Source organism: Leyella stercorea DSM 18206 (assembly GCF_000235885.1).
GTDB classification, from domain to species: domain Bacteria; phylum Bacteroidota; class Bacteroidia; order Bacteroidales; family Bacteroidaceae; genus Prevotella; species Prevotella stercorea.
The window spans coordinates 1-26,323 of sequence record NZ_JH379341.1 but is presented as its reverse complement, the minus strand read 5'-3'; the positions used below and the strand labels follow the sequence as shown (position 1 = coordinate 26,323).

Genomic DNA, 26,323 nt, shown 5'->3' with positions numbered 1-26,323 from the left:
CCCCAAAATTGAAAATTATCCCTATCGAAGTTTGAAGTGACCCCCAAAAGTTGGATACAATTTTTTTGGGGGGCACTTCAGTTCTGACGGGTAAAATCGTAAAATTCGGACTTGTTAGACAAATACTTACGCGGTTTCAACCTCAGGTACTGAATCTATCGAATTGACAAATTTAACCAATTGCGGATCTGAATCTTTTTGTATGAGGTTTCGGAGACTCTTTTTCAATTCATAAGCATCATCCCCTGCTGTATTTATTAAATCCATATAAAAATCTTTGTTTTGCAGAATCAATGAACGGCATGCCCCATCGGAAATTACAGGTTTCACTATTTTATCAATAACGTCTCCAGCTTGACTTTTCAAATTACCATGCGATCTAAGCCATGTTTCGAAAAATTGAAACTTTATTGCATTGATAGTCTTTTTACCGATGCAGAAATCATTTCTTATATCGGTAACTGTCGATTTAATTTTTCGTTTATCCAATCTTTCAACTATATTCTTGAAACAATTAGGGAAAGGATTCAAACTTTGAGTTCCAGAAGCAATATCCATCAGAATCTTTTTGCCAAATTCAGTCAAGTTATCTGGCAAGGATTTGATTTTAGCCAGTAAATGTTTTATTGCGACAAACCAATAATATGATGTATGTGCTGTTCTTTGGGCGTATAATGTATCAACACTTATTTCAGACAACGCTTCGAACGCTATTTTATTGATATGATCGGTCAGGACATTGCTTATTTTAGTGGTCAAATCGTAAAAAGATGCGTCAGGAATTACATCTTTAATATTGTTCTTAGTGATATACTTATCCAAATCGGTATTCCACTCTGCTAAATGCTCGATAAATACCTCATCCGTTACACCTATTCTGTTCTTAATATCTTCAAATTGGGGCAATATGTCTGAGAGCAATAATTTATAGCCAAGTTTATGATTTACCATGTATTGTAGTGTTTCATTTAATAGCGGTATATTCCATCCCACACTATTTACTAATAAGTCTCCATGATCCACATAATAGTCCATGAGTTCTGCAACATATTTTATATCTCCACCCTCTATTAAGGAAACGGAATGACCATGTGCCAATTGCATGGCGACTAAATCGTAATATCCAGACTCTTTAATGTTTCGGCCATCAGTTTCTAATTCAGAATGCAACTGATTTATGTAGGTTGAATCTAACGTTACAGGTAAAGGTCTTTCTTCGTCAGATGCCAATAAACGATAGGTTGTAAATATAGCCCCTATATTATCTTTATTTACATTCTGTTCATCAATGCAATTCGTGATCGCTTGCAAAAGCGTTGGAAACGTATAGGTAGAATTATCTTTTAACGTTTTTACAATATCTGCATGGTCGAAATTATCGGGTAGTAAGTTTGCCAAATAATTATCGAGCGCCTCCGAATTTGTTGCTACTTGATAATATTTATATGCTTTAGTTGTCGCGTTATCCCGATAGGCAGCATCTGTTGCATTTGCAGCTTGAATATAATCGATAAATGTATTTGGCTTGACTGTTTTTGCTTCAATCAATGACGTAAAATCGCACGCCAACTTATTTTGCGCAATAAACCTGTCTATTGCATCTAACGTTTTGAAATAGTCGCCGCCATTGAAGTCATTGAACCGAACTATCTTCTTATATAATTGAGCAATCACATGGTTTTGGCTTTCCGTGTCTAAATGCAACAGCAGTTCTTGGTATTCGACAGGGAACACCTGCTTCTCTATGGATTCTTTTAATTTCAATTGTGCTATTCTTTGCCATACACGCAGAATAACATCGCTCTTTCGAGTTAATTTATGCAAACAATGTATAATCTTATCGATAAGCGCATTGTCCATACATTGTATAACTTCTTCTAATACAGTGTCAAATTGTTTATTAGTCTCTGCATATTGATTTATGTCGTGGTCTTCTTCTCCGTTGATGCAGCCTTCAATATATTTTTTCAATGGAATTTGTCGAGCATCTTCAACATCGACACCATATACCAAAGCTGCAATTTCGCGTTGTGTTTGCAGATCATTGTTAATTATTGTTTGAATGCCATTCAGATAGTCGCCGGACAATATTTGTTCTACTGGATTTGCCAGAATATCCGTCTTCTTCAAACAGAACAATGCTATGTTTATCATCAAAATTTCGTTACACCACTCTTGTTTAAGAGCGACCATCTCATTGATATATGATATAATTTCCCTAACATTGGCATTAGGATTTACCAATCTGAATATCCGATTTATAGTTTCTTTCGCTTCATTTTCTGTTTCTCCAAATGCTTCAACAAACAGTTTGTTGAATATACTTCGATAGTCGGTAATAACAGGAGGAGCAACACGATAAACAATAGGGAAAGTTTTATTGATAAAATACTTGGTCAGTTGTTTCGTTTGTTCGTCGGTCTCATCTCCGAATGCACAAGCTAAATGTGTTTCATCGAAAGGAATAACAGCCCAAACATTTTCAAAACCGCTATCGGCGAAGAACATATGGATAGAAGACCATAATTCTTTTACTTTTTCAGCGGGGAGACGATCCATGTTGTCAAAAACAAGGACTAATTTACGTTGTCCTTTTTCCTTGATAAAATCAGAAATGTCTTGCATCCATGTTTTGAACTCGTAAACCGTTGGTTCGTCTTCGCTCAAAGTCTCATAGCAAACGTCCTTTTCGACTTTATCTTGATAAATAGCTAACATATAACTCCATCCATATTTATGATCTTTGCTATATGCCCATTTCCAAACGCACAATGCAATAAGAACTGGCAGTGCAGCTATGATAATAGACAATAAAGAAAACCACCATGTTGTGGGTGTAGGTTTTACTGCATACGCAATAAATGTAAATATCGGAGTTAAAACTGCAACCAAAAATGCCGCAACCATACCATTACTGATAAGGGGATATTTTTCGGTTACGGTCTCCGTTTTACGGGCTAATAAATATTTCAGCTTTTCAGACCATGATACGGTTTTCGTACCTCCACCTTTGACTTTTATTGTTGCATTTCCAGATAGGATACCATCATCAATAAGTTTGCTTGTAAGCAATTCCAATATAGAGCGGCGTTGCAAGTCCTCTTGATGTCCCCATGCGTCATACTCAAAAAAGTAATAGTCGTCTGATAATTCACGTTCCAACATTTTAACCACGTTGGATTTTCCAGATCCCCAAATACCTTCGATGCCGATAATTCGAGGTAAAGTACATTCCTCATCCAATGAATCATTCTGACAAAAATGGCGAGCAATAGTTTTTGCCAACCTTTCTTGCGAACCTCCATCGAATTTGTCAATACCACACGGTTTATTTTGGATAAACCGCGGATATTGCTGTTTGGATTGTAGTTTTGTTTCCATATACGTAATTTATTGATTATACGAACTCCAAATAATTCTCCCGATTTACCACATGAAACTCGGCATAGGGATAGGCTTCTTGGAAGGCTTTCGGTGCGGCCGGCATTTTATTTCCCCACTTGAACTCCAAGGCGGTAAGACTGTCGGCACTCTCCTCAATCAGGTCGATTTCCTGTTTGTCGTAGGTGCGCCAGAAATAGAACTCCCTGTGCAGTCCCTCATTGAAGTTCGCTTTGCGCCGCTCTCCGATGATGTAGTTCTCCCACAGCGCACCGACATCCTGCCGAATGGCCAGCGGTGAGAAAGCCCCGATAATGGCATTGCGAATGCCGTTGTCGTAGAAGTACCACTTGCCAGCTTTTGTAACCTCCTTGCGTAGGTTACGCGAATAAGCCCCCAGACGATAGATAACGAAGACCTTTTCCAATAGGTCGAGGTATTTTTCAACGGTCGTCTTGCTCATGCCGAGTTGTTTACCTAACTCTTCGTAAGAAACTTCGCTGCCCAACTGAAAAGCTATCAATCGCAGTAGATCGCGCATCTTGCTCGAATTTTTTAAGCCGTCAATTGCTAAGATATCTTTAAGCAGGTATGCACCGACAATATCACGTAGGTAGTCTGTTTTACGTTCATAGTTCTCCATCATTACTACTTCGGGATAGGAACCGTAAATCAAGCGCGCTTCGAGGTTCTGGCGGGTTTCAAGTGCCGTTTCCGTCTGTGCGATTTCCCGTTGCGAGAATGGTGTAAGGAGAAATTGCGTACTGCGGCCGACCAACGGTTCACCAGTCTTATTCAGCAAATCGAATGACGAAGAACCACTTGCCAAGACACTTATTCCCGGTATTTCATCAACTATCAACTTCAGAATACTACCGATTTGTGGTATGTTCTGTGCCTCATCAATAGCCAGCAAATCAATACCATCCAATAAATGCCGATAATTGGCTATTGAGCGATTCTCCAATAGTGCTAATGTGTCGTAGTCTTCGCCGTTGAGCATCATCGTCCTACCTGAATAGTTGTCCACAATTTTACGCATCATTACCGTTTTACCAACACGGCGAGCACCAAAAATCAGTACTGCTTTATTGGGCGCGATTCGTGCTGTAATCTTCTCTTGAAGTATTCTATTTACTGTTTCCATACCTTATAAAATATAATGCAAAGATAATCATATTTTTTTAATTGGCGAATTTTACAAAAAAAACGGGCTATTAAATGGCGATTTTTACAACCACAATCTTATGGAAGTTGTTTCATTGTTTTTAGTAATGATATATGTTCATACTATGATGACTCAATAATTTACCAGACATACGTTTCTGAAATTTGTCCTTATAGGAATGAAAAACTCACATATATTGTGCTAATTAATATATAATTAAATGAAAATAAAAAGACAGGATACGAGTATTCCTGTCTTCTCATATGTAATGGATATTTTTTTATTTTCTCATCCGCTCCAACTCCTCATCACGCAACATTCTCTCGTTCAGTTTTTCCTGCATCCTGTCAATGAAATAGGTGCGGCTTTCGTTCTTCCGGCGTTTGATATCAGTGTAGAAGCGGTAGCAGTCTTTAGAATCAACCCCGAATATCTTATAGAGAAGTGGGGCGAGCTGTTTGAGCGGCATATTGCCGTTGTTGATGCAGCCCATCACGTCTATGCCGTAGATAAGTTCCACGAGGTCGATGGCATTGCCCGTCCATTGAAGAAGGCTGGCGGTGGTTTCTGTTGCGTTGTTGGCGGATATTAGTGGTGGCACTTGGGGCGTGGCAAGGAATTTCTGCATCTTTCTTACGAAAGACAGAGCCTTGCTGACGTAGGCGGCAATCTCTCTTTTTTCTTCTGACAGATTACGTACGGGATGGTGCTGCAACTCGATTTCGATGTAGGCAAGCGCGATGACGGTAAGGTTCATGTCCATGCCGCCGTTGCACAGTTCGATCACTTGGGTGGCGAAAGCCGTGTATGCCGTTTCCATATTGCAGTCGCCGGCTTCGTTTATCAGGCGGAAAAAGTCGGTTTCCGCCAGCAAGAAATAATTCATGGTTCTGTCAATTTTGAAAATTACACTTTGTTTTCTGCGTGCGCACATGAATATAATTGGCAAAAAACGCGGCAGAAAATAAAAAATCCAACACTCAATTTTACAAAGTGCTGGATTTCAGAGGTATAAAATTCAGTATTTTTTCACAAGGACAAATTATCTCCGACTTAAATTGTTTGTAATCGGAACATTTATTCTATTCCTGAAAATAGAAATGTATGCTTGCCGCACATTTTGGCTATCTTGCTTTTTTATCAAGGATATAGATAATGCGACATACACCGTTGGGATAGCTTTTCAAAGAGGAAAGCGTCCAGTGTTGCTCTGGCAGAGCCGACTTAAAAAAATGTCGTCCGCTTCCGGATATGAAAGGAACGGTGTATAGTATGATTTCATCCACAGCGTGCATCCGCAGCAGTCCGTTTATATAGTCTGCCGTGTCCGGTGTGGCTTCCGCGAGGTAACGGATGTTTGTGCAGTCTTTTCTCCATTCGTGCAGCATTGAAATGGAATAGTCCGGTGTCACACGGTAAAAGGCTTTCTTCCTGATTTCATCAAGACCGCAACGGTCAAGGCACAAATCCTGATGTGCTTTATCATATAACTCTGAAGAAAGACATCCGTCCATCGTCAGTACGGCGAGAATCTGAACTTTACCCATAATCGTTTCCTTTCGTTAGGCAAGGGTAAAAAAGTAGCGTGCAATTCACACTACCTTCAAGCGATGGCTCTGGTAAAGCCTTTACGGAGAGTACGTGAATGCACGCTATGCGTAAGCATAGCATAAGCATCACGCAATCGTCTCCGTAGTTCCAATTTACCAGATTTTCGCTTGAAACGCCTTGCGGTCTTATCCTATATGTTGGCGGCGAAAAGCTCCTGCCAATCGCCGTTTTTCTCAAATGTTATGCAAAGATAGCCAAATTCAGTGAATTACGGGCTATGATTGCTTGAATTTATATTTAAGTCCATACTCTTCAAGTTTGCTGTATAGTGTTGTCCTGCCTATGCCGAGCAGTTCTGCGGCGACACTCCGGTTGCCGTTTGCCTGTTTCAACGCACGCAATATCCGCTCCTTATCCTCCGCGTCATTGCGCAAGGCGAAGCTGACAGTAGAGGTCGGTTTCGTCACGGCAAGTTCCAGATGCTCTTTCATGACAACACCTTCCTGCGCCTGCAATACAGCACCCATAACTTTCTGCCGAAGTTCCCGCACGTTGCCCGGCCATGCGTGTGTCAGCAACGCTTTACGTGCTTCGGAACTGAACCCGCTCACGCTACACTCCAGCTCTCTGTTTGCCATATCACGGAAGAACTCTGCCAGCGGCATAATGTCTTCTTGACAGTCACGCAACGGAGGAACGGTTATCCCGAAGTCGTGCAGGCGGTACAGAAGATCCTGCCGAAAACGCTTTTCATTCACCGATACCTCCAAATCTTCATTGGTAGCAGCGATGATGCGGACATTGAAATTCCGGTCTGCCTTGTCTCCGACCGGGCGATACCGCCTCTCCTGTATGGCACGGAGCAACATCTGTTGGGTTTCCAACGCGAGGTTTCCTACCTCGTCCAGAAACAACGTGCCGCCTTCCGCCTCATGGAAATATCCTTTCTTGGCATTGTCCGCACCTGTAAATGCACCTTTGACGTGTCCGAAGAAAGCCGACGGTGCAAGCTCTTTGGAGAGTGAACCGCAGTCCACCGCCACAAATGGCTTGCCTGCACGTTTGCTCTTGTCATGCAACAGGTGGGCAATATGCTCCTTGCCCGTGCCGTTCTCACCAAATATCATCACGCTCATATCGGTGGCGGCTACCAGCCTTATGCGGTGCATGATTTTCTGAAAGGCGGAACCTTCACGGGCGAATATAGGCATACGGCGTTGTCCTGCCTGACGTTCTTTCAGTATGGAACGGATCAGGGGGACAAGTTTATCCTCCACAAGCTGTTTGGGAATATAGTCTATCGAGCCGAGTTTCATGCTTTCCACGGCGGTATTAACTTCGGCGTAGTCGGTCATAATGATGAAGGGCTGCATCTTTCCCTCCTTTCGCATCCAGCACAAAAGGTCTATGCCACTGCCGTCAGGCAGACGCAGGTCGGCAACCACGATATCATTATCTGTTGCCTGTTGCAGATGTTTCTTCGCGGTTGAGAGGTGGTAAGCCTTCATATTGCGGTAGCCCTCCCGTGACAGCATATTGCAGACATATTCGCAATACACGATGTTGTCTTCCACCACAATTATTTTTGTCTTATTCATCTTCGTATTTTCTCCTTTCCTCTTCTGCCAACCGTATTATTTCCACTCCCTTATCCAGCACGGCAGTCACGGCATGGCTTAACGCTTCACCATCCGGGAGAGCATCGCCACGAAGCAATCCGTAAAGTACATTCAGCGGTTGGTCGGCACGGAGCACCTCCCACGAACTGCGCAGGTGGTGGATCAGGGAATCCAGCTTTTGCAGGTCTTTTTCTTTTGCTGCATCCCGTACCGCCTGCATTTCCTTTTCTGTTTCAGTTATCAACTTTTCCAGCATGACGGCTTCATTGCCATAGGACAATAAGGCGGAAAAGTCCGGTTTCCCGTCCGGTGTCGCTTTTATGGCACACCTGTCGGAAACCTCCATCAGTTCCGATATGGAGAACGGTTTGAACAGGCATCCGGCAAAGCCTTTTGCCAATAGTTCCCCTTTGTTACAACTGCCCGAAGCGGTTGCCACAACCACCGGGATTGTTGGTGAATTGCCCACGTTGGACGAACGCAACAGTTCCAGCAATTCGAAACCGTTTATATCGGGCATATTCAAGTCTGTCAGCAACAGGCTGTATTCTTTCTGGCGTATCATTTCCATCAGTGCCGCAGCATCGGTGCAAGTGTCGCAGTGTATTCCTTCTTGGGAATACATCTCTTTCAGCATCAGAAGTAATACCTCATCATTGTCAATGGCGACAACATCATGGAATTTATTGTTATGATAAACAGGTGTATTGCTTGTATATCCAAGCTGTTCTTCAGCTTCCTGCATAGAAATTTCAACTGTGAAACGACTGCCTTTCCCTTTCTTGCTGTCTAAACGGATTGTTCCGCCAAGCATCGACACAATATTACGCATTATGGCAAGCCCAAGCCCGAAACCCTCCTTTGCGGCGGCATTTGATAGACGTTCAAACGCACCGAACGCTTGTTTCTGTTCCTCTTCTGTCATGCCTGTACCTGTATCTTCAACGACCAGTGTCAGAACTCCATTATCATATTCAGTAATCAAAGAAACACCGCCTTCTTCTGTGAACTTGACAGCGTTTGACAGCAGGTTATTCCCGATTTGTATTATTCGCTCTTTGTCGGTCAATACAATGGCATCGTGTCCAGTCTTCACGGACAAGGACAGCCCTTTGTTCACGGCAACAGGCATGAACTCCGTTTCAAGTGTGTGCGTGATTGCTGAAATCCGGCAGGGTGACAGACGGGGCTGTTCCTTGCCGTTGTCCAGGCGGAAGAAGTCAAGCAAAGTGTTAAGCATATCCCGCATACGGTCGGAGGATTGCAGTATGTTTTGGATATACTGCCCGGACTTATCCTCACACTGTTCTTTCCGTATCAGTCCGGCATAGCCTGTTATTGCTGTCAGCGGTGTGCGCAGTTCATGGGTGATAGTATGTACCGCCTTCTTCCTTGACGTTATCAGTGCCTCGTTCCGTTGTACGGATTGTTCCAGTTGCCTTATCAAATCAGTTGTCTTGTGCTTGTATTGTTTAATGCTTTTTGCATCACAATGTATGATGATGTAGGAAATTAACAACAATAGAAGAACGAATCCCATTAAACCGCCTACTTGCATAAATGACTTTTCACGCATGGCAACTATTTCGTTTTCCCGGCTTTGCAGTTCGGTTTGTACCTTTTCTTCTATTTGGCAAATCAATTCTTGCAGTTGTCTGTTAAGTTCTGCATTACGAGCTGCAAGGCTGTCGGCTTGTTCCGACAATTGGCGATCCTGCACTTTCTGTTCGCTGATTACGTTTCTATTGACCGAATGAAGGATAGTGGTTGATACTGCTGGAGTTACTTCCTTTTTTTTGCCGAATATGCCTAAGAAACCTTTTCGTTTTGGCTTTTTGGACTGTTCCTGCACACTTTTCTGTACAATAACCGGAATTTGATTGGCTATCTTCTTGTTAATAGATTGTTGTTCATCCATTAACCGGACTATCTGGAACATCTGTCGTTCCTTATCCTCTAAAAGACTGCGCACACTATCGATGCGCTCTGCTGGATAGGTGGCCTTGAAACGGCAGAGCATACTGTCCATTGCCATACGCCGTGCATGGTAATGCTCGATATCTTTATCGTTCCATTCCAGTATTGTTTCACCCAATAGAGAAAATTTTATCATTTGAATATTGATATTGTTTATTTCTTTTCGGAGCTCGTCTATTTTTTTATTGCCAAGTTCTAATGCTTCTATCTCCTGCCATTCATAGAGGCTATTATATGCCATACATCCGATAAGAATGGAGATAAGTATATATCCCAACCGTATTGCCTTATAGAAATTTCCTGACCGCTCCATTATTTTAATGACATTGATTTTTGGAACATGAATAAAAGTTTATCTTTTTCGTTCATGCGGATATTATCAGAATAACCGTCTTTTGTTATTTGATACCCACATGGCTTAACCATAAAAATGCCTAAGCCCTTAGTGTACGAACTTACTTCTGAGGCATAGTCTTTACTTGTATTTAATGGAACTTTCCCTTTAATATGACACCACTCATTATTACAACTGATGTCTTCAATCTCAGACATCAGTTTTTGCAAATCTGTAATAGCTTTGGAACTCGCTACTTGGGGTATCTGCAACTCAAAACAGAGCATCGGTTCGAGAATGTCCACACCTGACTGTTGCAAAGCCAGCCTGAAGACATAAGGGGTCAGCTGTCTGAAATCAGCAGGTGTACTTACCGGGCTATAATACTCGGCTTGAGTAAAAGTTACTTTCAGATCTGTCACTTCCCATCCATGTAAACCAGATTGGCAAGACATACGAATCCCTTCAAAAACGGCATTTTGAAAAGAATGGTTCAGATAACCATAGGAGATGTCACTTTCGATTTGCAACCCTGCCCCTAACGGTAAGGGTTCAAGAGTCAGCCCTATTGTGGCCCAGTAAGGGTTGGGTGGTACTTCGATCTGAATAATCTTATTGACCTTTTTTATAGGTCGTTCTTTGTAGATAGTCTTGATCTCATCAAAATGGACCTTTACGGAAAATCGTTCTTCCAGCAATGTCTGTATGATTTCCTTTTGGGTCAAACCATATAACGAGATTTCCAATTCATCACTATATGAGTTTATGGAAAAGGACAAAGACGGGTCTTCAATCCACAATGTATTCAGAGCGGATATCACCTTGCTTCTCTCTTCGGGCTTATTTGGCCGGACGGAGGATTTGAGAGCGGGATGCTGATGAGATAATCCTTGAATCAAACAAGGTTTAGCACCTAAATAATCTCCGATTCGAAAATCTTCTATATCTTCTACAATCGCGATATCATTGGCACCCACTTCATCAACATTTATCTCTCTGCCCTGATAAATAGTCTTTAGATTTTTAATCTTGATGAATTTTTCCGAATCGTTGATTCTTACAACGTCTCGAAGTCTCAGACTTCCGTCAATTATTTTAAGAAAACTTCTTTTATGCCCTTTGGGGTCATGCTCTATCTTATAGAGATAAGCTGAAAGTCTGTTTGAGACTGATGCCGGAGGAAGTATAAAAGAAGAAATGGCGTCCAACAACTCATTGATACCGATATTGAACATTGCTGATCCATGTAGCACCGGATAGACTTTGGCTTTTGCCACAAGAGCGATTATCGTATTCCAATAATCAGCCGGTGAAATTTCGCTATCCGCCAAATATCGTTCTAATATATCGTCGTCATGGTTGCATACAAATTCTTTGTATTCTTCCTTTATATATGTTTGGGAGCAAACCGGATAAACCGATCCATCGACAACAGTTTGCATAAACAGGACATCTTGCGACAGATTTGTTTTTATATCCATATACAAACGCTCCAAATTCACACCGGCACGGTCAATCTTATTGATAAATATAATTGTCGGGATTTGCAGCTTTTGTAAAGTACTGAACAGCAACGTTGTCTGCGCTTGTATGCCTTCCTTTGCGGATAAGATGAGGACTGCTCCATCAAGCATTTTGAATGTCCGCTCCACTTCCGCAATAAAATCCATGTGTCCCGGAGTGTCAATGATATTGCATTTCACTCCATTCCAGATAATAGATGTCGTAGAAGCCCGGACAGTAATTCCTCTACGTTTCTCTATATCCATAGAGTCCGTTATGGTGTCACCATTATCCACACGGCCGCACTTTTCCGTTGCTCCACTGGCAAACAGCAGATTCTCGGTTACGGAAGTTTTTCCTGCATCAATGTGAGCAAGAATTCCTAAATTTATAATATTCATTTGGATTAAGCAATAATATACTACAGTAGATGCATTGTCGAAACGCACCTTTTAATACCTCCTCGTAGCATATGAGAACTACAGGATTACTAACTCGTATTAATATGTATATTATTACTGCCGCATAACGATTACAAAATTACACAAAAAAATATATCTAACAAAAGTGGGAGGATTTTTTAACTTTTTACCATAGACATTTTATTAGGGAAGCGTAGGTTCAACTGGCAAGTACAAATAAGTAGAAATGTTTGAACAACACCGTTTTAGGAAGTTGAAAAATCAAGTTTCTCTCTCGGTATAGCGTTTATTTTGGCCAATATCTTCTTTAGTTTAGCATTTGTGTATTTCCCATTCGTGTTCTATTTAGCTCCTTATTATGAGTATGTAGCAAGTTACTTATCAAATTCAGCCTCTTTGAGGGTCAAATATGGTTTTGCAAATGGTGACTGACAAGACATAAACAAGGTCAGCAGGAATTTTTTACATAAATGGACATGAATGTATATAACCTAAAATAAGAATAAATTTTAATAAGGGCTGCCCAAAAAGAAAAAAATGCAGTTGCCATCCTATAGATACTTGCAGAAAGGATAAAATTTACTTTTAGACCTTTTGGGATAGCCCTTATTAATACTTCAGATAAAATTCCTTAGGTTATATTTTCAATCCTTTGGACCGGGTTTCCTCCTTGGCATACAGTCCCGGACGCCCGATTATGACATGGTTGGCAACGATACTATCCGCCGGACTGCGTATCTGCGGCGGTGCATTTTCGGGATATTGCGCCTGCCTGTTCCTCACATCTTCCGCTTCCGGCTTGAGCTGTTGCCCTTCATTCTCCTTTTCTGCGACTTCGGGCGTGGGTGGCGCAAGCTCCAGCTGAATTTTTCGGTCAAGGGCGGCAAGTTCGGACTTCAACTGCTTCAGCTCGTCCTCCTTCTTCCACACCTTACCCGCTATCTCCTGTAACTGCGGTATCTCCATCTCCAGCACCTCGTTCTTCGCCTTGTACTGGTCGATGATGGAGGGTATCCTCTCCATCGCGTTGAGGAAGTTGCGGGCGGCGGCCAACGGGTCAGCCATCGCCAGATGCCCGTTGTTGTAGGTGTACTTGTAGTTCCCCTCGACCACGAAGCGGTTGTCGGTGAACTCCAATCCCTCTTTGAGTATCCTTTCGCTCACCACCTTTATCGGAAAACCGTAAAGTTCACCGACCTGCGTGTACAACCCTCCGGTCGTGGCATTCTTGGCTATCTCCTGCAAACGCTTTCCGATGACCTTCTCATCGGCGGAATCCACTCCGTCCACCTTTATTATATTAAGGCGGTTGCCCTCCTTGTCGGTCTGCACCACCGACAGGAAGCGGTTCCAGTCCTCCGTCATGGCATCTATGAAAGCCGTGTTGTTGCGCAACTCGCCGGTCTTTGACTCCAGCTTGAACTCCGAATCACGCTTGCCCTTGTTGAACGACTTGCGTTCCCCTTCGAGCGATGCGATCCGCTTTTCCAGTTTCGCCTTGTCCAACAGGTCGGTATTGCCGGAGAGCAACGCCATGTATTCCGAGAAATTCATGCCCGATTTTTCGTCCATTGCCCCCTCGTCGATGGTACGCGCACCCATCGCACCGCTTTTGAGCTGGCTTATGAAAGTCTGCTTGCAGTGCAGGAGGTTGAACTTGTAGCTGTCCAGTGACTTCTCCACCGCGTAGATGATTACATCCACGTTGTTCCCGGCGAAATGTTTGGCAATCTCATTACCTGCCCTAACTCCGCGTCCGTCACGCTGTTGCAAGTCGGACGGTCGCCACGGCGTATCGAGATGATGGATAGCCACACACCGTTTCTGGGCGTTCACACCCGTTCCGAGCATAGAGGTAGAGCCGAACAGCACACGCACCGTCCCGGCGTTCATGGCGTCTATCACCGCCTTCCGCGCCTTGTCGGTCTTGCACTCCTGAATGAAGCGCACCTCGCTTGGCGGTATACCGTAGTCCTCCGTCAGTTTGCGCTTGATTTCCGAATAGACGTTCCACCCGTCGCCCGGCTGGTATGTCCCCAAATCAGAGAAAACGAACTGCGTGCCTTTCTGGGCGTCGTATTTTTGATAATACTCCGCGATCATCTTGGCACAGTGACTCGCTTTGTTGTCGGGATGATCTTCGTAATTCGGGTCTATCATGCGCATGTCGAGTGCCATTTTCCGGGCATAGTCCGTGGCGATGAGCATCTTCGCCTTTTCTTCCGTTTCCGAAAGCGGCAGCCTGCCCAACAAGGTGGCATCGCCCGTCTTGGCGAACTGCATCAGTTTCTGTATGAAGTCCTCCTGTTCCGGCGTGGGCGGTATATGGTGCAGTATCTCGTTCTTGGCAGGACGGTCAACGCCCACATCCTCCGCCGTGCGGTAGTCCGTGATTTCATTATAGAAGGCGGCAAGCTCCGGCACTTTGATGAAGTAGCGGAAACGCTCCTTCTGGACCACATTGTTCGTCACGTTAAATTCAAAATCCGTCGTCTTCTTGGCAAATATCGCCGCCCAAGCGTCGAAACACCTTATGTCCTGCCGTTCCAGCTCCTTCGGGCGCAGGTACTTGAACAGCAGGTACAATTCAGTCAGTGAGTTGCTGATAGTCGTGCCGGAGAGGAAGGTCGCACCCAAGTCTTTTCCTGTGCGCTCCTGTATGGTGCGTATGGCAAAGAGCATGTTAAGTGCCTTCTGGCTTCCCTCGCTGTTTCCCAATCCCGCCACACGGTCGTGGCGCGTGTTGAAAGTCAGATTCTTGAACTGGTGGCTCTCATCTATGAAGATGTGGTCGATGCCCATCTGCTTGAAATCCACCACGTCGTCCGTGCGTGACTTTATGGCGTGTTCCACCTTCTCCAGCTTCGCTTCAAGGTTGTGCTTGCGCTTCTCCAATCCTTTCAGCATCGCCCGCGACACGTTCTTTCCCTGCTGCCGTAGCACTTCGAGGTTTTCCTCCACCGTGTCAAGCTCTGCTTGCAGGATGCGCTGCTGCAATTCCGGCGACTGCGGTATCTTGCCGAACTGGTCGTGCGACATGATGACGCAATCGTAGTCGTTGTTCTTTATATTATTGAAGAAGCGCACACGGTTGGCGGTCGAAAAGTCCTTCTCCGAAGCGTACAGAATACGTGCGTTGGGATATGCCGCCTGATAGGTGGCTGCAATCTCCGCAACGTTGGCTTTCAGCCCGATAATCATCGGCTTGTGTGCCAAATTCAGACGCTTCATCTCATGCGCGGCGATGCACATTATCAGCGTCTTACCGGTTCCCACCTCGTGGTCGCAAATTCCGCCGCCGTTCTGTTTCAACATCCAGACGCAATCCATCTGTGAGGGATAGACGCTCTTGATACCCCGGCTTGCCAGCCCTTTCAGGTTGAGGTCGGGAAAGGTCTGATGGGAGCCGTCGTAGCGCGGGCGCACGAAACAGTTGAACTTGCGGTTATACATCGTCACAAGCCGCTCCTTGAACTGCGGCGACTGCTCTTCGAGCCATTCGGAGAAGCCGTTTCGTATCTCGTCAATCTTGGCGTTGGCGAGTTGTATTCCCTCGCTGTCGCGCATCTTGATGTCGTTGCCATGCTCGTCCTTGCCGATGGACTTCATCATGTCAGGGCAGGTGTTGTGCAGGGCGTGTTTTAGGAGGTGCATACCGTCATAGTTCCGGTAATACCCCTTCACCAGAAACTCGTCCGTGATTTTCATGGTGCGGTAGCCGCACACCACCGAAAACTCGTCCATGCTTGCGGAATAGGCGATTTTCACCTCCGTGTCGAACAGCCGGCTCATGTAGGCGGCATAGACACCCGTCGGAATCCAGCGTTCCCCGAAATTGAAGTCCAGATCCTCGAAGGCGATGCGCTGCGGCTCGGCATCTTTCAGAGCCTCCAACGCCTGCTTCACCTCCGGCATACGCTCATTTTCGGGATTGTCACCCATCCATGCCTCTATGCGTTCCGCTTTCTCTATGACATTTCCGGCGATGAAACGGTCTTTGATTTCGTAACCGGTCACGAGCGGATTGTAGTAGATGCGCCCTTGCAGGGCAGTGAGCAAATCCTCCGCCGTGCTGTCGGTTATCTCCCGCATATAGTCGAGATTGACCGTACCATATTTGTTGAGCGACGCAGACAGGGCTTCTTCGGGAGAGCCTACGTTGGCATGGCTCTCCACCGCGAAGGAAACAGGATGCTCGAAGATGTCCGCCTTGACGAACTTTCCGTTTTCCATCCGTTCCAGCGAAAGGATGTCGCGCCCGCCCGCATCCATCATCACTAACTTCACGTTCTGCTTGGCGTTGAGGTTGCCGTAGCGCATGACAAACTCATCGTAACAGGTATTCAGATGCTCTCGCCACGGAACATTTGCCTCGCGCCGGAGCGATTCATAACGGTACAGACGCTCGTAGGCGTCACGCAGCGACACATACAACAACGCCTTTTCCTTCTGGTATCCTTTCAGGTCGAGCGGCTGGAATGTCGCCCCGTATGGCGTGATGTCTTTCAGGTAGCCGATGTTATGACGCCCCCGGTCAGCCACCAGCGACCCTTCGCGCAGGTGCATCTCCGGCGTGCGGTGGTAGGCACGCGGAGAAAGGTCCACGACTTCCTCCTTCGGCTTTTCCGTTTCGATGTCGGGGAAAAGGAAAGTCCCCACCGCTTCCGATGGGGTATCTGTAACGGCAGGTGCGGCGACTGCCTCCGGCTGTGTTTCCTCCTGTCGTGGCTGCTCACGGGAAGTTTCCGGCACGGCTTTCACTTCCGTCTTTTCCGCCACTTGTTTCTCGTTATGCTGCCTTGCCAGTTCCCGAAGTTCTTTCCTACGCTCCGGCGTCAAACCCATCATCATTTCATAGAAACCGTTGATGGGAGGATTGGTATCCCAGTCCAGTGTGGCATAGATGTCGTCCGGGTCGGCAGGCTTGGCGGTGTTCTCCGCTTTCACCTCCTTATTCTCCATTGCGGGTTTTGCAGTTGGAGCTGTCGGTGTAACCGTGACTTTCGGTTTGGGCGGAGTGGACTTTGCCGTAACTGCCTTTTTCACCGTCTTTTTCTTTTTGGAGGTTTTCGGTTGGCTGACCTCTTCCGTCATCCCCCAGAGGTCAAGCAGGGTGAGCTGCACGCCTGCGGAATATTGCGGGCGCGGTTCTATCTCCGGCTTTTCATCTGCGGGTTGCGGCTTTTCTGTCGGAGTTTCCACCGTCTGCGCCGAGGATACTGTTTCCAATTTTATGGCAGGACGCTCTACTTTATTTTGAACGGCAACTTTTTCTTCCGTTCCTGCCTGCCGGATTGAACCCGAATACAAGCGCATGGCAAGCCTGTAATGGAAATCCTCGTCGAGCATACGGCGCAAATCCCCGGCGATGCCTGCTGCCTTGCCCTCGTGCAGATAAACCATAGCGGGCTTCCCGTAGGGGTCTGTGTCAAGTTTCGCCATCGTATGCACGATGCGTTCCGGGTGGTGGATGAAATAGGCGTTGTCGGTCAGGGCGGTTTTCGTGTCCGTCTGTATCACGGTCATCAGCCGCTCGTCCTGCGACATTTCCTTCTTGCTGAGGTTCTTTTGCAGGACAATCAGGTCACTGCCCACCTCCGTGCCCGCGTTGTCCGTGAACAGGTTGTTGGGCAGGCGTATCGCGGATACCAGATTGGCCTGACTGAACAGCTCGTTACGCACGGAGGTCTTGGTGCTATTCAATACCCCTTGCGAGGTGATGAACGCCACGATACCGCCGTCACGCACGGCATCCAGTCCTTTGAGAAAGAAATAGTTGTGGATGGTTTTCTGGGCGGAGCGTCTGCCGAAAGAGTCGCTCCGCTGAAACTCCGCGTCGAACACGGCAATGTCACCGAACGGAATGTTGGACACCGCCAAGTCGAAATAATTGTTGAACGGTCTTTCGATTTTCTCAAAACCGCAGGTGCGCATTTTCTGGTCGGGATAGAGATGCCTCAAGATTGTACCCGTGAGCAGATCCTTCTCGAAAGCCATCACATCCGCATTGGGGCTGTGCCGCAGCATGGAATCCACGAACACGCCGACACCTGCCGACGGTTCGAGCATACGGGCGGGGCGGACGCTGTAATCTGCCAGCACGTCCGCGATGGTGTCGGTTATCTCTTTGGGGGTGTAGAAAGCGGTCAGCACGGACGCTTTCAGCGAATCCACAAACCGCTTGTACTCTGTTTCGTCCTTGCTGTTCTCACGGATAAGCCTGTGCAGCTCCACCGTCGGGGCGAACAGTTCGAGGTCGGATTTCGCCCACCGGACGGCATCCGTCAGTTCCTTTGCAGGGTTGAGGATACATTTCAGACCGCCGAAACCGCAGTACCTTTGAAGTATGGCACGCTCTTCGGTTGTCGCTGTCCTATTTTCCCTGTCAAGGATGAATGCCGTCCGTATCGCCTCGATGTTGTCCCGCAGTTTCTGTTTGCGGTTAAACGCCATATTCGTCTAAGTAAAGGACGGTTGCTCCCGTCAGCTCCGTGTAGAGCAGGTCGTAATCGGAAGACAGGGCGAAATTGTCATCCGAGAGGTCATAGACGGAGAACACGTTGCCGACAAGCGGCAGCAGTTTCAGGACAAAGGCTTCACGCTTCTCTTCCGGCACTTCATCGGCAAACTCGTTTTCCACGACTTCGCGGAGGATGGCGTAACGGGAATAATGCAGCCCGCGCAGCAGCGTGTCCATCGCCAGTTCCTGCGCACCATCGGCGGGATAGCCTTCAAGCCGTGCCCTCTCATACGTTTCGGCGGCACGGTCGGCCCGTTCCCGTATGAAAGCGGTGTCGTCAGCCTGTTCAAACTTGTTCGTGCGGAGATAGTCCAGCAGGTACAGACCGTAATAGGAAAAGTCGGTCTGACCCTCGTTTTTCTTCTTGTTGTTCATTACTTTGGATTTAGCGGATTGATAATTAACGGGATAATCGGTTGGAAAAAGGAAGAAAAAGGCACTCGGTATCCCTCCGAGTGCCACCACTAAATCCAAAGTATGAGTGTAATCCGGTATCGAAGAACAATTCATTACTCTGAACAAGTGGCAAAGTTAATACTATTTCTTCCGTCCTGAAAATTTCTTGTCCTTTTTAGCCTCCGGGAACACAAAAGTCGTGTTATATTCCCCGTCAAAGGCGACAACAGCATCGAAACTCTTGCCCTGTTTGCTCTTGAACCCTTTGAGCAGCTTGGTATGCCCTTCGGTGAGCAGGTCTTTGATTTCATCGTCGGACAGGGTGCGTCCCGCTTTCAGCCGGAACACGGGCAGTCCGCACTCCGTGTTGTCGCAGCGTACCACCTTGCCGTAGAACCGCATCCTGCCCGTGCCACACTTGGGACACGCGCAGCCGGAGTCACGGCTGCCGAAGAGCTTGTCGCACGAGATCAGTTCGGAGGTTATCTCACGTGTGTACGCCTCTATCTCCTTGCGGAAGGTGTCGTCGGACAGTTCCCCGCGCTCGATACGCGCCAGCTCCTTTTCCCATTCGCCCGTCATGGCAACATCGGCGATGCGCATCGTCTTGACGACGGAATTGAGGGCAAGTCCTTTTTCGGTGGGAACAAGCGACTTCTTGCAGCGTTCCATGTAACCGCGCTTGAAAAGCGTTTCGATGATGGAGGCGCGTGTGGCGGGAGTACCGATGCCACAGTCCTTCATCGCCTGCCGCAGTGCGTCGTCCTCAATTTCCTTGCCCGCCGTTTCCATTGCCGAGAGCAGGGTGGCTTCGGTATGCAGCGGCTTGGGTTTGGTCTTTCCTTCGGTAATGGACGAGCCTTTCGGTGTCAGCGTGTCGCCTTCCTGCCAGCCGGGGATGGTAATTTCCTCTTTTTCCTCGCCATAGACGGCACGCCATCCGGTTTGCTTCACGACGCTGCCTTTTACGGTAAACTCCACTCCGGCACATTCCGCCGTGACAGTGGTCACATCCTTGACGCATTTCTCAGAGAATGCCTCGACCATGCGCCCGGCAATCATCTGATAGATGGTATTGTCCTCTTTGGAGAGGAAGAGCGGTTTCTCACCCGTGACGAGCAGGGCATGGTGGTCTGTCACCTTGCCGTCGTCCACGCTGCGGCGTGTCGGGGCGGCTTTTGCCCGCACCTTGTCTTTCCATTCGGGCTGTGTGCCGATGAAAGCGAGCAGTTTGGGAATTTCGGCAAACACGTCTTCGGGGATGTAGCGGCTTCCCGTTCTCGGATAGGTTATCAACTTCTTTTCGTAGAGTTTCTGCGCGATTTCAAGCGTCTGTTCCGCCGTGAAGCCGTGCTTGGCGTTGGCTTCTTTCTGGAGCGTGGTCAGGTCGTAGAGCAAGGGAGTTTCCTCCGTCTTCTCCTTGCGCTCGGCTTTCGTGACAGTGGCGCAACCTGCCGCCTTTACCTTATTATATAGTTCCATCGCCGGTTCTTTCTCTTTCCATTTCTCGGAGGATGAGAATTTCACGACTTCGCCGTCGCAACCGTCCGTTGCGATATGGAGCTGCCAGAATGCTTCGGACGTAAAGCGGCGGTTCTCCCAGTAGCGTTCACATACCATAGCCAACGTTGGTGTCTGCACCCGCCCCACGGAATACGTGCCGTGTCCGGCGGCGATGGATAACGCCTGTGTGCCGTTGATGCCCACGAGCCAGTCGGATTCGCTCCGCGCTTTGGCGGCGAGGTAGAGGTTGTCGTATTTGCTGCCGTCTTCGAGTTTCCGCAGTCCCTCGCGGATAGCTTTGTCGGTGAGAGAGCTGATCCACAGGCGCACGAAAGGAGTGGTGCAACCCGTATAGTGGTAGAGGTAGCGGAAGATAAGCTCTCCCTCGCGTCCGGCATCGGTCGCCACGATGATATGTTCGCTTGTGTCGAACAGTCTTTTGATGACTTTTATCTGCGACACCACGCCGCTGTCGGGCTTGTAACCTTTCTCCGTCCTGACCTGACGGGGGACGAGCGTGAATGTGTCGGGAATAATCGGGAGGTTGTCACGGACAAATCCGCGCACGCCGTAGCCGTCGGGCATGGCAAGCTGAACGAGGTGTCCGAATGCCCATGTCACGGCATAACCGCCTCCCTCGAAATATCCTTCCTCTCTCTTTGTCGCGCCCACGATGCGGGCGATTTCACGTGCCACGGAGGGCTTTTCTGCAATGATTGTCTTCATGTCTTCTTCTTTTTTGTTGATACTTTGGATTTTATTTTGGATTCAGTGGCGGACACGGGATTACATTTTCATGCCCTTGCCCGTTTTCTTCTGCGGCTTCTCCTGCTGCTGTTGCTGGCGGGCGTCCTTCGGGTTGGTCTGACCTTTCTGCAACGGCTCTCTCAGATTCTTTGTAGCCTCGTTGGTCTTGCCATCGTTGTTCACCGCCACCTGCGTGCGGCTCTCGTTGGACGGAGCAACCTGCTGTGCATTGTCAGGGTTCGTGTCGTAGCGGTACGGGCGTCCCTTCTCCGGGTTGAACTTGATATACATCGTGGCATGGAAGCCCTGCTTGTCGGTCACGTTCTCCAGCTTCACGGCTTTACCCGCCACATAGTCGGCTTTCTGCTGGTCGGTGAAGCTCACGCCGCTCCATTTGCTGATGGGGCGGATGCTGCCGTCCTCGTTCGTCCACGTGTTGCGGCGTTGCTCCTTCTTGGTCTGTGCGGCATTTTCCCCGCCCTGCGCCTGACTTTTCGATGTGTCGCCTTTGGTTTCCTGTGTCTGTGCGGTACGGGGCGACTTGCCGGTTCCCGGCACGAACTCCACGCCGCGCTGCTCCACGTTCACTTGCAGGGTGGTGACGAACTTTCTGCCGTCGTTGCGCTCGATGAGCTTGTCGCGTACGGGCAGTCCGGCGCGGAGCATGTCCCGCTCCTGCGTGGTGATTTCCGTCTTGCCGATGCGCTCCGGGATGCGCACCCTGCTTGCCGGAATGTCCGTGATTTCATTCGTCTTGCGGTCGATGCTGATGTAGGAGGGGATGATCTCGCCCGTTTCCCTGTCCACAATGTCCACAACCCTACCGAGATTGCCCGTTTCGCGGAGGTTCTTCCGGTCATTGTCGGAGAATTTGTGTTCCTTGTACTCATCCAGCTTCTGCTCCTTGCGGATGAAGTGCGGCACGAGGCTGATGTTTCCCTCACCGTCCTTCTTGAAGGAGAGGCGGGCGTCCAGCTCGAATGATTCGCCGCCGAAGGTCGGTTTGACCTTTACCAAGTCGGACTTGCCATAGTTGAGCATCTTCGTAAGGTCGCCGGACTTTTCAAGGTTGTCCCGCTTTACGCCCCATCTGTCCTCCAGCTCCTGCCAGTTGATTTTACTCTCGTCGATGGGCTGGTAGCCACGTTTGCCCTGCATCTGTTCGGATTTGTCCTGTTGCTGTTCTTTCCGTTGTTCCATGTTCTCCTGTTTTTGAGGTTCTTGTTTCTCTGTCTGTTGTGCTGCCATCTCTTCCTGCACCTTCTTCTCATAGTCGGAGGTGTCCACCTTGTGAGGGGCGAGCAGCTCCTTGTTCGCTTCGGGGTCTTTCAGCAGTTGCTTCATCACCTCTAAGAGATTTTCAGCTTGGTCTGCCGCAATGCGGTAGAAACCGAAGCGGCTGGGTTCCTTGCACTGCCGGAAGAAGTTCTTGAAGAAGTTGTCCAGCACGTCGCCATGTCGGTCGAATTGCAGGAAACTCTGCGCGTTCTCCGCTTTTGCGGGGGTGCGCTTGGGTGTGCCGTCCGCGTTCAGCCCGGCTACCACGCTGATCTCGCCTGTCTTCTCGTCACGGACTACCAGCACGTCCTTTTCGTCTTTTTTCTTTGCCATCTGAAAAATGTTTTAATGGGTTATTTATGAAAGAAATTATGGATACGAGCCTTGTAGAAGGCTATATCTTCCTTTTTGAAGTCCTTGATATGGTTGGAAAGGAATGTCAGCACGTCCTCCTCGCTGTAATAGGTCTTCTTGCCCAGCGTCTTGTAGGGCAATGCGCCTACGCTGCGGTAGCGTTGGAGGGTGCGTTTGCTTATCTGGAGCAACATGCACAAATCCTGATTGTCGAAAAGGCGGATGCTTTCCGTGATAGTGGGCTGTTTCCCCTCAGCCTTCATCGCCAGCAGCAGTTCGTCCTGACGGTCGAGCCGTTCCATCAGCTTCTGCATCCAGCCCTCGAAGTTGTTTCGTGTGAGCAGTTCCATGACCTATGTCCTCCTTCCTTTTGGTTTGCCGCCCGTGCGCAGCGTGTGGTTGTGGAACAGGGTGTCTATTGTCCCTTCCTCGTTCCTTACTGTGTTGTCCTCCAATAGCCGCAGTATCTCGGAAAGGCGGTAGCGGCAGCTTCCGCGTACCACCACATACTCGATACGGTGGTCGGTGCGCATACGCTGCATGGTGCGCTTGCTCACGTTGAGCATCTTCGCCGCCTGTGCCGTGTCAAGCAGCTTGTCTTCGGTTTCCCGCTTCCGTTTCTTCTCGTCCCTTGCCTCGCGGATGTACCCTGCGATGTTCGCAATCTGCGCCATCATCTCCTTGTAGGCGGAACTTTCCATTGTTATCACTTTCATGTTCAGTCCTTTCTTTTTGTTTCTGCGACAAAATTCGGCAATAAACAAAAGGGGCTTTAACAACTCACTACGTGACTCACGTAAGATTTTTGCGGAAGATGGCTCCGTAACCCGGTCAAACGGCGCAACAGGCAGCCTTTCAGCGGAAAACGATACGTCTTGTATGCCGTTTCGTTACCTTTGCGGCAAACTCTAAATGACATGAATATGGAAATAGTATCTATCGAGAAAAAGACTTTCGAGATGATGGTGGCGGCATTCGGCGCACTCTCGGAGAAGGTCGCCGCCCTGAGGCGCAAAAGCGACACGGGGCGCATGGAAAGATGGCTCACGGGCGAGGAGGTCTGCGGGCAGTTGAGAATAAGCCCGCGCACGTTGCAGACGCTGCGTGACAGGCGGCTTATCGGCTACTCGCAGATAAACCGCAGGTTCTATTACAAGCCAGAGGAGGTGAAGCGGCTGATACCGCTTGTCGGCACGCTCTATCCGCACGGCAGATGATTTGATTTATTCACCCACTGAATCCGAAGTTATGATGAACGAGAACAACGATGTTTTTACGATGGAAGACGAGCCGATAGCCTCTGTGGTGCAGGATATGCGCAAAGGCTCGAAATGGCTGTCCGCATTTCTGGAAAGCTACCGTCCTCCGCTGGACGGGGAACGTTACCTGACGGACGGCGAGGTGTCGGAACTGCTCCGTGTGAGCCGGCGCACCTTGCAGGAATACCGCAACAACCGCGTGTTGCCCTTCATACTTTTGGGAGGGAAGGTGCTTTACCCGGAAACGGGGCTGCGCGGGGTACTGGAAGCGAACTACCGCAAGCCGCTGGAGTGAGGCGGTTTCATGAAAAAGTAAACGGGTGACACCTTTTGTGGTGCTACCCGTTTACTTGTCTTATGGGGTATGTGCAATCAGCAATACCCGGCTTTTCCGTTCTGTATGAACATCACGTATGTCTGCCGTTTCTCTTGTGAGAGTGCCTTTCCCACCAGCCATGTGCGGAACAGGTGGGTGTTGTAGGTATTCACCCTGAAAGCGACCGGGATGATGATTTCAAGGGCGTACACGTCCGCGTGCAGCCCGTTTTCAAGCTGCATGTAGCGGCACACCTCGTAGTCGTTCAGCACGTCCGACTTGCGGACGGCTCTGATGGCGGCGTTCACTGCCGGGACGGTCGTATGGAACAATCCGGCTATTTCGGTGGCGGTCATCCACACGTCGTTACCGGTTACGCTGACTGCCTTGTCCTCGATGATGATTGTGTCACGTTTCATGGCTTTTCTTTTTAGATGGTGCAACCTGCAAATTCCTCGACGCCGTTCAATCTTGCGGCAAGGTTCTCCATGTCCTGATTGAGCTTCTCTTTGGTTATCTTTGCGTAAATCTGCGTCGTCTTTATGCTCTTGTGTCCGAGCATGGAGCTGACCGTTTCGATGGGAACACCGTTGGAGAGGAATATCGTCGTGGCTGCCGTGTGGCGGCTCTGATGCCACGTGATATGCTTGGTGATGCCGCAACGCTTGGCGACGGCACGGATACCGGCAAGGCACGTGTTATAATGCGGAACGGGAAATATCCTGCCGTCCCCGCACAGTCCCCGGTATTTGCCGATTATGCGGTTGGCGATGTCGAGCAGGCGGATGTTGGACACCACGCCCGTTTTCTGGCGGTTGATGTTTATCCACTCGTGTTCGTCGAAGTAGGTGCGGATATTCTCTTCCGTAAGGTTGCGCATATCCGCGAACGACAGCCCCGTGAAGGCGCAGAACAGGTAGAGGTCGCGGTACAATTCCTGTTTGGCGTTTTTCAGTTTCCCCTCCATCAGCAGGCGGATCTCATCTTTGGTCAGGAAACTGCGTGTTGTTTCCTCCTTCTTGATTTCATACTCGCGGAACGGGTCGCGCGTCAGCCACTCGTTGTTGATGGCGATGAATACCATCGTCCGTAACGGGCAGACGTACAGCCACACGGTATTGGTGCAGCAGTGCTTGTCCGTGCGCAGGAACATCTCGAAGTCGGAGATGAAAGCCGGGGTAAGCTCTTTTAGGGCGATGTCCTTCACATGGTAGCGGATGTCGAGGAACTCTTGCATGTGCTTGTAAACGGTGCGGTACTTCAGCAGCGTGCCTTTGGCTTTCATGCCTGCCTCCACCTGCTTCTCGTAGTCCTCGTTGTGCTGGCGGAACACCTGCATCAGCGTGTGGTAGCGGTGTTCCAGTCCGAGAAAGGCGTTCTTCACCTTCTCCGCCGTGACGAAGTTGTCACGCTCCATGATTTCCTGATAATGCCTGTTGATGCGTACCCGCATCTTGTCAAGCATACGGTTCGTTTCGAGTGCCGCCGTGCTTCTGCCCGTGACACGTCCACCTTTGGTGTCCCACAGTTTCGGATCGACAGTCAGTTTGCAGCTGAACTGTGTCTGGCTGCCGTCCACCGTGATGCGTCCCATGACGGGAACTGTCCCGTCCTTTTTCACTACCTGACGCTTGAGGTAGTAGATTACTGAAAATGTACTCTTCATTGTCCTTAATTTTTGGGTTTCAAAATTAGTTGGTGAAGAGTCCGGTGTTGGTACGCAAAACGGGGAGGAACGGCGCAATCTTTTTCCGTAACCTGATTTTTCGCATGAGTTATGGATAACTCACTATTCCTTAGAGCCTTGTTTCGCTATTCGTACCCGTTTGTCGCATTTTCGGGCATGGTTACGAACAAGTAACGTAGCGGCGTCAGGATTTGGCTTCGGCAGGGATTGTAATGGCTTCACGGATTATCGCCACTTCAACCAAAACCCTTGTAACTCAATTCTATCACTATATCTTTCCGCATTTCACTTTTTTGTAGTAACTTTGC

At 48.3% G+C, this 26,323-nt stretch carries 17 protein-coding genes; 2 read left to right on the top strand and 15 right to left on the bottom strand.

Annotated features, from left to right (window positions below; translation table 11 throughout):
• Positions 1-126: 126 nt before the first annotated feature.
• The 13 genes from HMPREF0673_RS00360 to HMPREF0673_RS00300 all read right to left on the bottom strand — a co-directional run bounded on the left by HMPREF0673_RS00360 (position 127) and on the right by HMPREF0673_RS00300 (position 23,532).
• Entirely contained in the window at positions 127-3,381 is a 3,255-nt protein-coding gene (locus tag HMPREF0673_RS00360) for a P-loop NTPase fold protein (RefSeq protein WP_007896733.1), read from the bottom strand.
• A gap of 16 nt (positions 3,382-3,397) precedes the next feature.
• Positions 3,398-4,528, bottom strand: coding sequence for an ATP-binding protein (locus HMPREF0673_RS00355; protein WP_004291480.1), 1,131 nt, complete (start codon positions 4,526-4,528; stop codon positions 3,398-3,400).
• 301 nt (positions 4,529-4,829) lie between these two features.
• The gene (locus HMPREF0673_RS00350) at positions 4,830-5,435 is read right to left on the bottom strand and encodes an RteC domain-containing protein (protein ID WP_004304269.1); all 606 of its coding nucleotides are present in this window, start codon (positions 5,433-5,435) and stop codon (positions 4,830-4,832) included.
• A 238-nt stretch (positions 5,436-5,673) separates the two neighbouring features.
• Positions 5,674-6,096, bottom strand: coding sequence for a dihydrofolate reductase family protein (locus tag HMPREF0673_RS00345; protein ID WP_004291474.1), 423 nt, complete (start codon positions 6,094-6,096; stop codon positions 5,674-5,676).
• A 279-nt stretch (positions 6,097-6,375) separates the two neighbouring features.
• A complete protein-coding gene (locus HMPREF0673_RS00340) occupies positions 6,376-7,698 on the bottom strand; it encodes a sigma-54-dependent transcriptional regulator (RefSeq protein WP_004291471.1) in 1,323 nt (440 codons plus the stop codon).
• The gene (locus HMPREF0673_RS00335; RefSeq protein ID WP_007896730.1) at positions 7,691-10,009 is read right to left on the bottom strand and encodes a hybrid sensor histidine kinase/response regulator; all 2,319 of its coding nucleotides are present in this window, start codon (positions 10,007-10,009) and stop codon (positions 7,691-7,693) included. The genes HMPREF0673_RS00340 and HMPREF0673_RS00335 overlap by 8 nt, the downstream gene beginning before the upstream one ends.
• A complete protein-coding gene (gene tet(Q) / locus HMPREF0673_RS00330; RefSeq protein WP_007896729.1) occupies positions 10,009-11,934 on the bottom strand; it encodes a tetracycline resistance ribosomal protection protein Tet(Q) in 1,926 nt (641 codons plus the stop codon). Before tet(Q) ends, HMPREF0673_RS00335 begins: the two co-directional genes overlap by 1 nt.
• A 657-nt stretch (positions 11,935-12,591) precedes the next feature.
• On the bottom strand, positions 12,592-18,408 hold the full coding sequence (locus HMPREF0673_RS00325) for an N-6 DNA methylase (RefSeq protein ID WP_007896725.1): 5,817 nt from the start codon (positions 18,406-18,408) through the stop codon (positions 12,592-12,594).
• A complete protein-coding gene (locus HMPREF0673_RS00320) occupies positions 18,398-18,850 on the bottom strand; it encodes a DUF1896 domain-containing protein (RefSeq protein WP_004304266.1) in 453 nt (150 codons plus the stop codon). The genes HMPREF0673_RS00325 and HMPREF0673_RS00320 overlap by 11 nt, the downstream gene beginning before the upstream one ends.
• A 162-nt stretch (positions 18,851-19,012) precedes the next feature.
• Positions 19,013-21,100: a type IA DNA topoisomerase gene (locus HMPREF0673_RS00315; protein WP_004291456.1), complete on the bottom strand. Its 2,088-nt coding sequence runs from the start codon at positions 21,098-21,100 to the stop codon at positions 19,013-19,015.
• Between the two features lie 60 nt (positions 21,101-21,160).
• Positions 21,161-22,732 carry a DUF3945 domain-containing protein gene (locus tag HMPREF0673_RS00310; RefSeq protein ID WP_004291455.1) on the bottom strand — a complete coding sequence of 524 codons (1,572 nt, stop codon included), beginning with the start codon at positions 22,730-22,732 and terminating at the stop codon, positions 21,161-21,163.
• A gap of 20 nt (positions 22,733-22,752) precedes the next feature.
• Positions 22,753-23,103, bottom strand: a complete 351-nt coding sequence (locus HMPREF0673_RS00305; RefSeq protein WP_004291454.1) for a helix-turn-helix domain-containing protein — start codon at positions 23,101-23,103, stop codon at positions 22,753-22,755.
• 3 nt (positions 23,104-23,106) lie between these two features.
• Positions 23,107-23,532 carry a helix-turn-helix domain-containing protein gene (locus tag HMPREF0673_RS00300; protein WP_004291432.1) on the bottom strand — a complete coding sequence of 142 codons (426 nt, stop codon included), beginning with the start codon at positions 23,530-23,532 and terminating at the stop codon, positions 23,107-23,109.
• Positions 23,533-23,670: 138 nt separating this feature from the next.
• On the opposite strand from HMPREF0673_RS00300, the gene HMPREF0673_RS00295 reads away from it, so the two are divergent.
• Together HMPREF0673_RS00295 and HMPREF0673_RS00290 are read left to right on the top strand one after the other, a co-directional pair.
• A complete protein-coding gene (locus HMPREF0673_RS00295; RefSeq protein ID WP_004291426.1) occupies positions 23,671-23,970 on the top strand; it encodes a helix-turn-helix domain-containing protein in 300 nt (99 codons plus the stop codon).
• Between the two features lie 31 nt (positions 23,971-24,001).
• Positions 24,002-24,307, top strand: coding sequence for a helix-turn-helix domain-containing protein (locus tag HMPREF0673_RS00290; RefSeq protein ID WP_004291424.1), 306 nt, complete (start codon positions 24,002-24,004; stop codon positions 24,305-24,307).
• Between the two features lie 77 nt (positions 24,308-24,384).
• Here HMPREF0673_RS00290 and HMPREF0673_RS00285 read toward each other — a convergent pair whose 3' ends face one another.
• Together HMPREF0673_RS00285 and HMPREF0673_RS00280 are read right to left on the bottom strand one after the other, a co-directional pair.
• A complete protein-coding gene (locus tag HMPREF0673_RS00285) occupies positions 24,385-24,747 on the bottom strand; it encodes a hypothetical protein (RefSeq protein ID WP_004291423.1) in 363 nt (120 codons plus the stop codon).
• 11 nt (positions 24,748-24,758) lie between these two features.
• The gene (locus HMPREF0673_RS00280) at positions 24,759-25,994 is read right to left on the bottom strand and encodes a site-specific integrase (RefSeq protein WP_004291422.1); all 1,236 of its coding nucleotides are present in this window, start codon (positions 25,992-25,994) and stop codon (positions 24,759-24,761) included.
• Positions 25,995-26,323: the final 329 nt, after the last annotated feature.

Coding starts and splice junctions, on each gene's coding strand:
- HMPREF0673_RS00345 (WP_004291474.1), bottom strand. CDS start 6,096: ATGGGTAAAGTTCAGATTCTCGCCGTACTGACGATGGACGGATGTCTT.
- HMPREF0673_RS00325 (WP_007896725.1), bottom strand. CDS start 18,408: ATGGCGTTTAACCGCAAACAGAAACTGCGGGACAACATCGAGGCGATA.
- HMPREF0673_RS00285 (WP_004291423.1), bottom strand. CDS start 24,747: ATGAAACGTGACACAATCATCATCGAGGACAAGGCAGTCAGCGTAACC.
- HMPREF0673_RS00305 (WP_004291454.1), bottom strand. CDS start 23,103: ATGGAACTGCTCACACGAAACAACTTCGAGGGCTGGATGCAGAAGCTG.
- HMPREF0673_RS00280 (WP_004291422.1), bottom strand. CDS start 25,994: ATGAAGAGTACATTTTCAGTAATCTACTACCTCAAGCGTCAGGTAGTG.
- HMPREF0673_RS00295 (WP_004291426.1), top strand. CDS start 23,671: ATGAATATGGAAATAGTATCTATCGAGAAAAAGACTTTCGAGATGATG.
- HMPREF0673_RS00290 (WP_004291424.1), top strand. CDS start 24,002: ATGATGAACGAGAACAACGATGTTTTTACGATGGAAGACGAGCCGATA.
- HMPREF0673_RS00360 (WP_007896733.1), bottom strand. CDS start 3,381: ATGGAAACAAAACTACAATCCAAACAGCAATATCCGCGGTTTATCCAA.
- HMPREF0673_RS00340 (WP_004291471.1), bottom strand. CDS start 7,698: ATGAATAAGACAAAAATAATTGTGGTGGAAGACAACATCGTGTATTGC.
- HMPREF0673_RS00350 (WP_004304269.1), bottom strand. CDS start 5,435: ATGAATTATTTCTTGCTGGCGGAAACCGACTTTTTCCGCCTGATAAAC.
- HMPREF0673_RS00315 (WP_004291456.1), bottom strand. CDS start 21,100: ATGAAGACAATCATTGCAGAAAAGCCCTCCGTGGCACGTGAAATCGCC.
- HMPREF0673_RS00320 (WP_004304266.1), bottom strand. CDS start 18,850: ATGAACAACAAGAAGAAAAACGAGGGTCAGACCGACTTTTCCTATTAC.
- HMPREF0673_RS00355 (WP_004291480.1), bottom strand. CDS start 4,528: ATGGAAACAGTAAATAGAATACTTCAAGAGAAGATTACAGCACGAATC.
- HMPREF0673_RS00310 (WP_004291455.1), bottom strand. CDS start 22,732: ATGGCAAAGAAAAAAGACGAAAAGGACGTGCTGGTAGTCCGTGACGAG.
- HMPREF0673_RS00335 (WP_007896730.1), bottom strand. CDS start 10,009: ATGGAGCGGTCAGGAAATTTCTATAAGGCAATACGGTTGGGATATATA.